Origin of the sequence: Streptococcus sp. HMSC076H09 (genome assembly GCF_001811765.1) — a bacterium.
Taxonomy (GTDB): Bacteria; Bacillota; Bacilli; order Lactobacillales; family Streptococcaceae; genus Streptococcus; species Streptococcus agalactiae.
In genome coordinates this window covers 359,515-372,938 of the sequence record NZ_KV806614.1, presented here as the reverse complement: position 1 = coordinate 372,938, position 13,424 = coordinate 359,515, and the positions used below count along the sequence as shown (strand labels likewise).

At 36.7% G+C, this 13,424-nt stretch carries 11 protein-coding genes; 10 read left to right on the top strand and 1 reads right to left on the bottom strand.

All coding sequences use genetic code 11. The annotated features are described in order from the left end of the window. Positions 1 to 7 precede the first annotated feature (7 nt). The 8 genes from uidA to HMPREF2818_RS08770 all read left to right on the top strand — a co-directional run bounded on the left by uidA (position 8) and on the right by HMPREF2818_RS08770 (position 9,456). Positions 8 to 1,807: a beta-glucuronidase gene (uidA, locus tag HMPREF2818_RS08805; RefSeq protein ID WP_000966723.1), complete on the top strand. Its 1,800-nt coding sequence runs from the start codon at positions 8 to 10 to the stop codon at positions 1,805 to 1,807. A 28-nt stretch (positions 1,808 to 1,835) separates the two neighbouring features. Then, positions 1,836 to 2,507 carry a FadR/GntR family transcriptional regulator gene (locus HMPREF2818_RS08800; RefSeq protein WP_000113632.1) on the top strand — a complete coding sequence of 224 codons (672 nt, stop codon included), beginning with the start codon at positions 1,836 to 1,838 and terminating at the stop codon, positions 2,505 to 2,507. Between the two features lie 80 nt (positions 2,508 to 2,587). Then, positions 2,588 to 3,241, top strand: coding sequence for a bifunctional 4-hydroxy-2-oxoglutarate aldolase/2-dehydro-3-deoxy-phosphogluconate aldolase (locus tag HMPREF2818_RS08795; RefSeq protein ID WP_370695889.1), 654 nt, complete (start codon positions 2,588 to 2,590; stop codon positions 3,239 to 3,241). A gap of 16 nt (positions 3,242 to 3,257) precedes the next feature. Further along, entirely contained in the window at positions 3,258 to 4,658 is a 1,401-nt protein-coding gene (uxaC, locus tag HMPREF2818_RS08790; protein WP_000143787.1) for a glucuronate isomerase, read from the top strand. 17 nt (positions 4,659 to 4,675) lie between these two features. Beyond that, positions 4,676 to 5,722 (top strand): mannonate dehydratase, encoded by a 1,047-nt coding sequence (gene uxuA / locus HMPREF2818_RS08785; RefSeq protein ID WP_000426044.1) that lies wholly within the window; start codon positions 4,676 to 4,678, stop codon positions 5,720 to 5,722. 123 nt (positions 5,723 to 5,845) lie between these two features. Continuing rightward, complete coding sequence (locus tag HMPREF2818_RS08780; protein ID WP_000034787.1) at positions 5,846 to 6,685, top strand: SDR family oxidoreductase; 840 nt, start codon at positions 5,846 to 5,848, stop codon at positions 6,683 to 6,685. Positions 6,686 to 6,837: 152 nt separating this feature from the next. Beyond that, positions 6,838 to 7,650 (top strand): HAD family hydrolase, encoded by an 813-nt coding sequence (locus HMPREF2818_RS08775; protein WP_000228633.1) that lies wholly within the window; start codon positions 6,838 to 6,840, stop codon positions 7,648 to 7,650. 15 nt (positions 7,651 to 7,665) lie between these two features. Continuing rightward, positions 7,666 to 9,456, top strand: a complete 1,791-nt coding sequence (locus tag HMPREF2818_RS08770) for a glycoside hydrolase family 3 protein (RefSeq protein ID WP_000149440.1) — start codon at positions 7,666 to 7,668, stop codon at positions 9,454 to 9,456. Between the two features lie 57 nt (positions 9,457 to 9,513). Here HMPREF2818_RS08770 and HMPREF2818_RS08765 read toward each other — a convergent pair whose 3' ends face one another. Continuing rightward, positions 9,514 to 10,599, bottom strand: a complete 1,086-nt coding sequence (locus HMPREF2818_RS08765; protein ID WP_000040811.1) for a M24 family metallopeptidase — start codon at positions 10,597 to 10,599, stop codon at positions 9,514 to 9,516. 209 nt (positions 10,600 to 10,808) lie between these two features. Here HMPREF2818_RS08765 and ccpA point away from each other — a divergent pair, with 209 nt between their 5' ends. Continuing rightward, positions 10,809 to 11,813 carry a catabolite control protein A gene (gene ccpA / locus HMPREF2818_RS08760; RefSeq protein WP_001090621.1) on the top strand — a complete coding sequence of 335 codons (1,005 nt, stop codon included), beginning with the start codon at positions 10,809 to 10,811 and terminating at the stop codon, positions 11,811 to 11,813. 131 nt (positions 11,814 to 11,944) lie between these two features. Then, positions 11,945 to 13,411 (top strand): alpha-amylase, encoded by a 1,467-nt coding sequence (locus tag HMPREF2818_RS08755; protein ID WP_000180587.1) that lies wholly within the window; start codon positions 11,945 to 11,947, stop codon positions 13,409 to 13,411. Positions 13,412 to 13,424: the final 13 nt, after the last annotated feature.

Below are 13,424 nucleotides of genomic sequence, written 5' to 3'. Positions count from 1 at the left end.
AGAGTGTATGTTATATCCATTATTGACAAAAACAAGAAATACTTATGATTTAGGCGGTATTTGGAACTTTAAATTAGGAGAACATAATCCAAATGAATTACTACCTTCAGATGAAGTCATGGTTATCCCGACTTCATTTAATGATTTGATGGTAAGTAAAGAAAAACGTGATTATATAGGTGATTTTTGGTATGAAAAAGTCATTGAAGTACCTAAAGTATCAGAGGGTGAAGAGATGGTGCTACGTTTTGGCTCAGTGACACATCAAGCTAAAATTTATGTTGACGGTATATTGGTAGGGGAGCATAAGGGAGGTTTTACTCCTTTTGAAGTTCTTGTTCCTGAATGTAAGTACAATAATGAGAAAATTAAGGTATCAATTTGTGCTAATAACGTTTTAGACTATACCACGCTTCCGGTCGGAAATTATAGTGAAATCATTCAAGAAGATGGTAGCATTAAGAAGAAAGTACGTGAGAATTTTGATTTCTTCAATTATGCAGGTGTGCATCGTCCTCTTAAGTTGATGATACGTCCTAAAAATCATATTTCTGATATTACAATTACAAGTCGTCTATCAGATGATTTACAGTCAGCAGATTTACATTTTTTAGTTGAGACTAATCAAAAGGTTGACGAAGTTAGAATTAGCGTTTTTGATGAAGATAACAAACTAGTGGGTGAAACGAAGGATAGCAGATTATTTCTTAGTGATGTCCATCTTTGGGAAGTTTTAAATGCCTATCTGTACACAGCGCGTGTTGAAATTTTTGTTGATAATCAACTCCAAGATGTCTATGAGGAAAATTTTGGTCTTAGAGAAATAGAAGTGACAAATGGTCAATTCCTATTGAATCGCAAACCTATTTATTTTAAAGGATTTGGTAAACATGAAGATACGTTCATTAATGGCAGAGGTTTGAATGAAGCTGCTAACTTAATGGATTTGAATCTTTTGAAGGATATAGGGGCAAACTCTTTTAGAACATCCCACTATCCTTATTCTGAAGAAATGATGCGTTTAGCAGATCGAATGGGAGTGTTAGTGATAGATGAGGTTCCAGCAGTAGGGTTATTTCAAAACTTTAACGCTTCCTTAGATTTGTCACCAAAAGATAATGGTACGTGGAGTTTGATGCAAACAAAAGCTGCGCATGAACAAGCTATCCAAGAATTAGTGAAGCGTGATAAAAATCATCCTAGCGTCGTGATGTGGGTAGTCGCTAACGAACCGGCTAGTCATGAAGCGGGAGCACACGATTATTTTGAGCCATTAGTAAAACTTTATAAAGATTTAGACCCTCAAAAACGTCCTGTCACCTTGGTTAATATTTTAATGGCAACCCCAGATAGAGACCAAGTGATGGACCTGGTTGATGTTGTCTGCCTTAATCGTTACTATGGTTGGTACGTTGACCACGGTGATTTAACAAATGCAGAAGTAGGTCTAAGAAAAGAGTTATTAGAATGGCAAGATAAATTTCCTGACAAACCAATTATCATAACGGAGTATGGCGCTGATACGTTGCCGGGATTACACTCTACTTGGAATATTCCATATACAGAAGAATTTCAATGTGATTTTTATGAAATGAGTCATCGTGTTTTTGATGGTATTCCTAATTTAGTTGGTGAGCAAGTCTGGAACTTTGCAGACTTTGAAACTAATCTGATGATACTTCGTGTACAGGGGAATCACAAAGGTCTCTTTTCAAGGAATCGCCAGCCAAAACAAGTCGTCAAAGAATTTAAAAAACGCTGGATGACTATTCCTCATTACCATAATAAAAAAAATAGTGTAAAATAGGGGTAGTTATTTTAGAAGAGGTGATGATATGGCTAGACCCTTAGTAGAACAAACAGCAGATCGTCTATTGCATTTAATTTTAGAAAGAGAATACCCTGTTGGTGCTAAGCTCCCCAATGAATATGAATTAGCGGAAGATCTAGATGTTGGTCGCAGCACAATCCGAGAAGCAGTCAGAAGTTTAGCAACGCGTAATATTTTAGAAGTCAGACAGGGCTCTGGAACATATATTAGTTCTAAAAAGGGTGTTTCTGAGGATCCATTAGGGTTCTCTCTAATAAAGGACACAGATAGGTTGACATCAGATCTCTTTGAACTACGCCTTTTATTGGAACCTCGAATAGCGGAGCTGGTAGCTTATAGAATTACAGATGATCAGTTACAATTACTCGAAAAGCTTGTTGGAGATATTGAAGATGCTGTTCACGCAGGCGATCCGAAACATTTACTTTTAGATGTGGAATTTCATTCCATGCTAGCTAAATACAGTGGTAATATTGCAATGGATAGCCTTTTGCCAGTCATCAACCAGTCAATTCATCTGATAAATGCGAATTATACAAATCGTCAGATGAAGTCGGATAGTTTAGAAGCACATAGAGAAATTATCAAAGCAATCCGAGAAAAAAATCCAGTAGCTGCACATGATGCTATGCTTATGCATATCATGAGTGTTAGACGTTCAGCATTGAAAGCTTAATATAAGAAGAAAAATAGCTATTCTTGAATAGCTATTTTTTTAGTATTCTTCTTGACAATTCATCAGACGACTTATATAATATAGATAAAGATAACGGTTACATTTTGGGAGGTATTATGTTAAATCAATTGAAAAACAACTATTTCTTCGCTGTTATTCGAGGAAAATCATCTGAGGATGCACTAGAAATCGCAAAGCATGCTATTTTAGGTGGTATTCGGAATATTGAAGTAACTTTTTCGACTCCTGAAGCAAGCAAAGTCATCAAACAATTATCAGATGACTTTAAAAATAATAAAAAAATTATTGTGGGGGCCGGAACGGTTATGACAACTGAACTTGCTAAAGATGCTATTGATGCTGGAGCTAAATTTTTGGTTAGCCCACACTTTGATTCAGATATTGCTAATTTAGCTAATGAAAACAAGGTTTATTATTTCCCAGGCTGTGCAACGGCAACAGAAATCGTGGTAGCTAGAAAGTATAAATGTCAGATTATAAAGCTTTTTCCAGGTGGAGTTGTGGGCCCAGATTTGATCAAAGATATTCATAGTCCTATTCCAGATGTTGATTTAATGCCATCAGGTGGCGTCTCTGTTTCAAATGTAGCTGAATGGAGAAAAGCAGGAGCAGTTGCGGTTGGTGTTGGCTCAGCATTATCTAGTAAAGTAGCCACAGAAGGCTATGATAGTGTTACTAAAATAGCTAAACAGTTTGTTTCTGCACTTGATTAGTGAGTAGGAGAAGAATATGACGTTTAATACTGAAACATTTATGTTAAAAAATCAAGCAGCTATACAGCTGTATGAAGAGGTCAAGAGGCAACCTATTTTTGATTATCATTGCCACTTAGATCCAAAGGACATTTTTGAAGATCGTATTTTTGATAATATTGTGGATTTGTGGCTTGGTGGTGACCACTATAAATGGCGTCTTATGAGGGCTAATGGTATTTCTGAAGCAGAAATTACAGGTCCAGCATCCAACCTTGAGAAATTTAAATCATTTGCTAGAACACTAGAAAGAGCATACGGTAATCCTGTTTACCATTGGTCTGCTATGGAATTGAAAAATGTCTTTGGTGTTAATGAGATTTTGACAGAATCAAATGCTGAGGAAATTTATCATCGTTTAAATCATTTCTTGAAAGAGCATAAAATAAGTCCTAGACGTTTAATTGCAGATAGCAAAGTTATGTTTATTGGTACTACAGACCATCCTCTTGATACTCTCAAGTGGCATAAAAAGTTGGCTGCTGATGAGAGTTTTAAAACAGTTGTTGCTCCGACATTTAGGCCGGATGAAGCTTTTATTGAACATCGACATTTTGTTGATTTTATAACTAAACTGGGTGACATTACTCAAAAAGAGATTACAGATTTTTCAACATTTATAGCAGCAATGGAAGAACGCATTGCGTATTTTGCTCAAAATGGTTGTAGGGCTAGCGATATCAGTTTTACGGAAATCGTCTTTGAACAAACTGATGAATTGGAGTTGAACGATTTATTTAATAAAGTTTGTGAAGGCTATATCCCAAATCAATCAGAAATCAGCAAATGGCAAACAGCTGTTTTTATGGAACTTTGCCGATTATATAAAAAATATGGTTTTGTAACACAGGTGCATTTTGGAGCTTTGAGAAATAATCATTCTACTATTTTTGAAAAATTGGGAGCTGACGTGGGTGTGGATTCACTTGGTGACCAAGTGGCTTTAACTGTTAATATGAACCGTTTATTGGATTCCTTGGTTAAAAAAGATAGTCTGCCTAAAATGATTTGGTATAATCTCAATCCAGCTTACAATATAGCAGTAGCTAACACTTTGGCAAATTTTCAAGCTAACGAACTTGGAGTGAGATCTTACCTTCAATTTGGTGCAGGTTGGTGGTTTGCAGATACTAAATTAGGGATGATTAGTCAAATGAATGCCTTAGCAGAGCAAGGCATGTTGGCGAATTTTATTGGTATGTTAACAGATTCTAGAAGTTTTCTATCTTATCAACGTCATGACTATTTTCGACGTATTTTATGTACCTACTTAGGAGAATGGATTGAAGAAGGAGAAGTTCCAGAAGATTATCAAGCTTTAGGAAGTATGGCTAAAGACATTGCTTATCAAAATGCAGTTAATTATTTTAAGAACTAAAAAGGAAGAGTGAAATCATGGAAATGTCATTTAGGTGGTATGGTGAAGACGACCCCGTTACTTTAGAAAATATTGGTCAAATTCCAACAATGAAAGGGATTGTTACAGCGATATACGATGTACCAGTAGGAGAAGTTTGGTCACGTGAGCGCATTCAACAGCTGAAAGAAAAGGTAGAGGCAGCAGGGCTTAAAATTTCGGTTATCGAATCAGTTCCTGTTCATGAAGATATCAAATTGGGACGTCCAACACGTGACCTCTTGATTGATAATTATATTCAAACCGTCAAAAATTTGGCTGCGGAAGGTATTGATACTATTTGCTATAATTTTATGCCAGTATTTGACTGGACACGCACTGATTTAGCATATCAATATCCAGATGGTTCTACAGCTTTGATATTTGATGAGACGGTTTCTAAAAAAATGGATCCAGTAAACGGTGAATTATCTTTGCCAGGATGGGATGCCAGCTATAGTAAAGAAGAAATGAAGGCTATCATGGATGCCTATGCTGAAATTGATGAGGAAAAACTTTGGGAAAATCTCACTTATTTTATTAAACGTATTATTCCTGAAGCGGAAGCCGTAGGCGTTAAAATGGCCATTCATCCGGATGACCCACCATATTCTATTTTTGGTTTACCTCGCATTATTACTGGGTTAGAGGCTATTGAGCGTTTTGTGAAATTGTACGATAGTAAAAGTAATGGCATCACTTTATGTGTGGGTTCTTACGCTTCTGATCCCCAGAATGATGTTTTAGAGATTTCGCGACGTGCTTTTGAGTTAGATCGTGTAAACTTTGTTCATGCTCGCAATATTAAATTAGGTGATGGAAAGTCATTTAAAGAATCGGCTCATCCATCAGAATACGGGTCAATAGACATGTATGAAGTTATTAAGTTATGCCATGAATTTGGGTTTGAGGGTGCTATTCGACCTGACCACGGGCGTATGATTTGGGGAGAAACAGGTCGTCCAGGATATGGCCTATACGATAGAGCTTTAGGAGCCACTTACCTTTCTGGTTTATACGAAGCTGTTATTAAAGGTTCAAAATAAGGCGATGCTTCCAAATTTCTCCTGTTCCAATCTCCTGCAAGAGAAATTTGGAAAGTTATTATCATAATATGATTGTACTTAGCTAAGAGTAGAATACTTATAGAAGTTAGTGAGAGGGATAAGATGTCAAAAATAATTACATTTACCAATAAAGTTGTCGTCATAACAGGTGCAGGCGGTGTTCTCTGTGGTTATATGGCTAAAGAATTTGCGAAAGCAGGCGCTAAAGTGGCATTATTAGATTTGAATCAAGAAGCTGCTCAAACATTTGCTGATGAAATTGTAGCAGAAGGTGGTATCGCCAAGGCTTATAAAGCTAACGTTTTGTCTAAAGAAAACCTTGAAGAAGTGCATCAAGCCGTTTTAGAGGATCTTGGACCAACTGATATTTTAGTTAATGGTGCAGGAGGCAACAATCCTAAAGCCACAACTGATAATGAATTTCACGAATTAGACTTACCTTCAGAAACAAAAACCTTCTTTGAGTTAGATGAAGCTGGTATTAGCTTTGTTTTTAACTTAAATTATTTAGGAACATTATTGCCAACGCAAGTATTTGCCCAAGATATGGTTGGACGTGAAGGAGCGAATATTATTAATATCTCTTCAATGAATGCTTTCACCCCTCTGACCAAAATACCAGCTTATTCTGGAGCTAAAGCAGCTATTAGTAACTTCACACAATGGCTAGCTGTTCATTTCTCAAAAGTTGGTATCCGTTGTAATGCTATTGCACCTGGTTTCTTGGTAACAAATCAGAACCGAAGCTTGTTATTCACTGAGGACGGTCAGCCAACTGCGCGTGCTGAGAAAATTCTTAATAATACACCAATGGGAAGGTTTGGAGAAGCAAGTGAGCTGATTGGCGGATTGTTCTTTTTAGCAGATGAAAAATCATCAAGTTTTGTTAATGGCGTTGTCCTTCCGATTGATGGTGGATTTGCTGCTTACTCTGGTGTTTAATTTACAAGATAATAGCCACTTAACATCTAAGAGATTATTGAGTTGAGTGGTTTTTTAAGGAAATTTGTTTAATGATCTTACCACTAAATGATGGGTAGGTTGCTAATTGGAAAATCCTCATAAGTTAGATAAATTTAGAAACTGGAGATAATATGGTAGATACAAATCACAAAATCGCTTTTTGCATAGATTCCGATGGTTGCGCAATGGATACAATGACATATAAGCATCAACTCTTTTTTGGTCCAATTGCTGCAGATATATTTGGGATATCAGAACAAGAAAGAACAAGTTTTTTAAAAGAGTGGGATAGAGTCAATCTTTATTCAAGAACTCGTGGAGTTAATCGGTTTGTGGGATTGGTTATGGGCCTTGAGTTTGCCGGAGTAGAACATATTGATAAATTAAAAGAATGGGTCGAAACAACAGACTCATTGTCTAATAATTCCTTAGAGTTAGCGCTTGCCAACGATTTTAGTAGAGATTTAGAGAAGGCTTTAGAATGGTCCAATGAAGTGAATCACCAAATCAAAAATTATGAGGGAGATTCTTTAGCGTTTTCAGGTGTGTTAGAAAGTTTAGAACGATTAAGTCAATTTGGTAATGTTTATGTCGTGAGTTCTGCTAACAAGGAAGCTGTTTGGCAAGAGTGGGAAGAACAGGGATTGCTAAAGTATGTTGATGATATCTATTGTCAAGATAGAGGTAAAAAAGAAGATGTTATCGCCACTTTAATTGCAAGTGGTTACTGCCGTGAAACTATTTTGATGGTAGGAGATTCCCCAGGTGATTTGGCTGCAGCAGAACAAAATGGTATTGCATTTTACCCAGTACTTGTTGGTAAGGAAGTCAAATCATGGGAAATTCTTAGAGAAGATATTGGTGAAGCTTTTGCAAAAGGTCAATTCGAACAGCAAAGGCAAAAAGAATCTATTAATACCTTTTGGGCTAATTTAGATAACTAATAGAAAGGATGGGCTATGACACATTTAGTTGACTTAACAAAGAAACCCTTCAATCTAAATCAAGAAGCAATTGAGTGGATTGAAAAAACAATTAATGAGATGACATTGGATGAGAAAATTGGGCAACTTTTTTTCAATATGGGAGCTAGTCGTTCAGAAGAATATTTAACAGATGTTTTGGATCGGTATCATATTGCTGCTGTTCGCTATAATAGAGGTAGTTCAAGTGAAATTTATGATCAGAATTTAATTTTACAGACAAAGTCGAAATTACCGATGTTGATTGCTGCAAATACAGAAGCTGGTGGAGACGGTGCTGTCACAGATGGAACTAAAGTTGGCGATGAAATAAAAGTGGCTGCTACAAATGATCCGAAATATGCTTATGAAATGGGAAGAATCGCAGGGATGGAGGCATCTGCTGTGGGTTGTAATGCTTCATTTGCTCCAATTGTAGATTTGACACGTAATTGGCGTAATCCTATCATAGCTAGTCGAAATTGGGGTGCTAACGTTGATCAAATTATCTCACTTTCAAAAGAGTATATGAAAGGAATCATGCAATATAATATTGTACCTTTCGCTAAACATTTTCCAGGGGATGGCATTGATGAGCGTGATCATCATTTGTCATTTGCTTCCAATCCTATGAGTAAAGAGGAATGGATGTCGACATTTGGCCGCATTTATGGTGAATTGGCTGACGCAGGTCTACCAGGAGTCATGGCAGGTCACATACATTTACCAAATGTTGAAAAAGAAATGCATCCAGAGCGAGACCTTGATGATATGTTACCAGCTTCATTGAATAAAACACTTTTAGATGAGTTATTGAGAGGAGAGTTAGGTTATAATGGAGCTATTGTAACGGACGCTTCTCATATGGTTGGAATGACTGCTTCAATGCCAAGGAGAGATTTGTTGCCAACGGCGATTGAAGCAGGTTGTGACTTATTCTTATTCTTTAATGACCCCGATGAAGACATTCAATGGATGAAAGAAGGTTACGAAAAAGGTATTCTAACAGAGGAACGTCTCCATGACGCTTTACGTCGTACTCTCGGTCTAAAAGCGAAATTAGGCTTGCATAACTATGAGGGACGTCGCCAAGAACTCTTTATGCCTAAAGATAAGGCTATGGCTTTAATCAACACATTAGAGTCGCAAAAAATAGCTGATGAAGTTGCTGATAAAGCAGTAACTCTGGTAAAAGATAAACAAAAAGATATCTTTCCAGTAAATCCAGAACGTTATCGTCATATCTTACTTGTTAACGTTGAAGGATATAAGGGAGGTTTTGGTGCGATGATTGCTGGAAACAAACAACGTGCATCGGATTACATGAAAGAGTTACTTGAGGCACGTGGCCATGAAGTAACTGTCTGGGAGTCTACCGAAGAGCGCATTATGAAATTGCCTCAAGAGGAGCGGGCAGCAGCTATCGCTAATGTTTACGCACAAAAACAGCCAATCGCAAATCTAACAGAACACTATGACTTGATTATTAACTTGGTAGATGTCAATGCTGGAGGAACAACACAACGTATTATTTGGCCAGCAGCTAAAGGCACCCCTGATCAGCCTTTTTACGTTCATGAAATACCATCTATTGTGATTTCAGTACAACATGCATTTGCTTTAGCAGATATGCCACAGGTAGGGACTTATATTAATGCTTATGATGGGCTTCCTAGCACGATAAGTGCAGTAGTTGCGAAATTGGCTGGAGAATCAGAATTTACAGGAGTTTCACCAGTAGATGCTTACTGTGGTTTAATTGATACACATTTATGGCGCCAATGCTAATAGAAACAAGATGATGTACTTTTATGTAACATAAAAAAAGAGCTTAAAGCTCTTTTTTTATCCTTCAAAATAGAGTAGTTCCTTGGGTGTTTTGGTAAATACTTCAAAGCCGGTTTTAGTCACATAACCGCAGTCTTCAATTCGCACACCAACTTTATCTGGTATATAAATACCTGGTTCAACAGAGAAGCACATGCCTTCTTGAATCTCCATATCGTTACCAGCCATAATAGATGGAAATTCATGGACATCCATACCTAATCCATGACCAAGGCGGTGGTTAAAGTATTGTCCATAACCAGCCTTTTCAATAACATTTCTTGCTGCTGCGTCAACTTCAGAAGCAAGGACTCCTGGCTTAATAAAATCAATAGCCGCTTGATGTGCTTCAAGACATAAATGGTAAATATCTTTTTTGAATTGATCAGGTTTCCCCACTGCTACTGTACGGGTCATATCTGACGTATAACCTAGTGTTTCTACACCTAAATCAAATAATAACAAAGCATTATTTTCGATTTTATTAGTTCCTGGGATACCATGTGGATTTGCTGCATTATTGCCAGTCAAAACCATAGTGTCGAAACTCATTTTATTGATACCTTGTTTTTTCATTTCAAATTCGATTTGAGCGATAATATCGGTTTCAGTGTTGTTTAGCGAGATATTGTCAAATCCAACTTGAACAGCTTTATCAGCAAATTCTCCAGCGACTAACATTTTCTCAATTTCATCTCGTGATTTAATTAGGCGCATGTTTTGAATATAAGGTGTTAGGTTTTCAAAATGACCATCAAAAACGGTTTGGAGACCTTGGAATTTAGTAACATTAAGATTATCAAATTCGGCTAGAACTTTAGAAACAGAAAAGGATGGTAAGTTGCTAGCTATTTTTTGCCAAGGATTTTCTGAATCTATGTAACCAAAGACGGGAAATGGTACACTTTGTTTTGCACGCGATACTTCTAGTGCTGGTACAAATAAAATAGGATCGCGATCTTCATAGACAAATAAAAACATTTGTCTTTCATGGGGATCGCAAAAGAAACCTGTTAAATAGTTGACTGTCACAGGATCAGAAAAGACAGCAAGTTCAGCTTGGACTGAATGTAAGTGATGGCGTATACGATTAAGTTTTGACATAATAACCCTTCTTCCTAAAAGGAACTTAGTCTAGTTAGGCTAGTTTCTTATGCCTATTATTTTTCCAAAAAAATAGGAAAAAATCAAGTTTAGTTAGTATTTTGAAAGTTTTTCATAAAAAAGCTTTATAAAAGCTTGAAAGTGTTTCCAAAAGGTGATAAAATATCAGTGAAAGCGTCATTTTCAAATAGAAAGGAAGTTAAATCAATATGAATACAGATGATACGATTACGATTTATGATGTTGCCCGTGAAGCAGGTGTTTCGATGGCAACTGTTAGTCGTGTGGTAAATGGAAATAAAAATGTCAAGGAAAATACACGTAAGAAAGTCCTTGAAGTTATTGATCGTCTTGACTATCGTCCAAATGCTGTGGCGCGTGGTTTAGCAAGTAAAAAAACGACAACTGTTGGTGTTGTCATTCCTAATATCGCAAATAGCTACTTTTCAATTTTAGCGCGTGGTATTGATGATATTGCAGCAATGTACAAATATAACATTGTCCTTGCTTCAAGTGATGAAGACGATGATAAAGAGGTTAATGTTGTTAATACTTTGTTTGCTAAGCAAGTAGACGGTATTATTTTTATGGGACACCACTTAACTGAAAAGATTCGTGCAGAGTTCTCTCGTTCACGCACACCGATTGTTTTAGCAGGTACTGTGGACCTTGAGCATCAATTACCAAGTGTTAATATCGATTACAAAGCAGCAGCAGTTGATGTTATTGATATTTTAGCTGGCAATCATAAAGACATTGCTTTTGTATCAGGACCACTTATTGACGATATTAATGGCAAGGTTCGTTTGGCAGGATACAAAGAAGGTCTCAAGAAAAATGGCTTAAACTTTAAAGAGGGGTTGGTTTTTGAAGCCAACTACCGTTATGCTGAAGGCTTTGCATTAGCTCAACGTGTGATTAATGCTGGAGCAACAGCAGCATATGTTGCTGAGGATGAGTTAGCGGCAGGTTTGTTAAATGGTCTTTTTGAGGCAGGTAAACGTGTTCCTGAAGATTTTGAAATTATCACAAGCAATGACTCGCCAATCGCACAATATACACGTCCTAACTTAACTTCTATCAGTCAACCGGTCTATGATTTGGGTGCTGTTAGCATGCGTATGCTAACAAAAATTATGCACAAAGAAGAGTTGGAAGAAAAAGAAATAGTGCTTAATCACGGGATTGTTAAACGTGGCACAACAAATAATTAGTGTTAGAGTATGTTATTTGGAAAATAGTGGTAGAATGGTAGTAGCTTAGCGCTTAACTTTCTGATACTTAACATGATATATTGAGAGGATTAGGGTAGCTTAGCTTCCTAATCTTTTTTTAGAGGTGTAATATGACAAATGAATTGATAATGCAAGCTTTTGAGTGGTATTTACCTAGTGATGGGAATCACTGGAAGAAATTAGAGGAGTCTATATCAGACCTTAAAAAACTTGGAATTAGTAAAATCTGGTTACCACCAGCATTTAAGGGAACTAGCAGTGATGATGTAGGATATGGTGTTTATGATCTCTTTGATTTAGGAGAATTTGACCAGAATGGAACAATTAGAACAAAATATGGTAGGAAAGAAGAGTATCTAAAGCTTATTAAGTCGTTAAAGGCAAATGGCATTAAACCGTTTGCAGATATCGTTCTTAACCATAAAGCCAATGGTGATCATAAAGAAAAATTTCAAGTCATCAAAGTCAATCCTGAAAATCGTCAAGAAGCATTAAGTGAACCCTATGAGATTGAAGGATGGACGGGATTTGATTTCCCAGGTAGACAGGGTGAGTACAATGATTTTAAATGGCACTGGTACCACTTTACTGGTTTAGATTACGATGCTAAAAATAATGAAACAGACATCTTTATGATTGTAGGCGATAATAAAGGTTGGGCAGACGATGATTTGATTGATGATGAAAATGGTAATTTCGATTATCTCATGTACAATGACATTGATTTTAAGCATCCTGAAGTTATAAAAAACTTACAAGATTGGGCTAAGTGGTTTATTGAAACTACAGGCATTGAAGGTTTTCGTTTGGATGCTGTGAAACATATCGATTCTTACTTTATTCAAACTTTCATTAATGATATTCGTACAAAAATAAAACCCGATTTAGAGGTCTTTGGCGAATATTGGAAATCTGACCAAACATCAATGAAGGACTATTTAGAGGCAACACAATTTCAATTTTCTCTTGTTGATGTCACCTTGCATATGAATTTTTTTGATGCCAGTCACCAAAACCGTGATTTTGATATGCGAACAATTTTTGATGATAGTCTTGTTATTGATAATCCTGAGTATGCTGTTACATTCGTAGAAAATCACGATACGCAAAGTGGACAAGCTCTAGAAAGTAGAGTGGAAGATTGGTTTAAACCTTTAGCTTATGGCTTGATACTTTTACGCCAACAAGGGACTCCATGTCTTTTTTATGGTGATTACTATGGCATTCAAGGAGAATTTGGCCAACCATCCTTTAAAGAGGTTATTGATAAAATGGCTGAGCTACGCCAAAACTATGTATTTGGCGAACAAGTCGATTACTTTACGCATTCAAATTGTATTGGTTGGACTTGTCTTGGGGATGAGGAACATAATTCTTGTTTAGCTGTGGTCCTAACAAATGGTGATCAGGGATGGAAACATATGGAAGTAGGGGAAATTTATGCAGGCAAAACTTTTGTTGATTATTTAGGCAATTGTGAACAAGAGGTTGTTATAGGAGATGATGGTTGGGGTGATTTTTTAGTTGCATCTGCGTCTATCTCGGCTTGGGTCCCTAAAATAGAGGAAGCTAACTGATAAATCAGGTGAA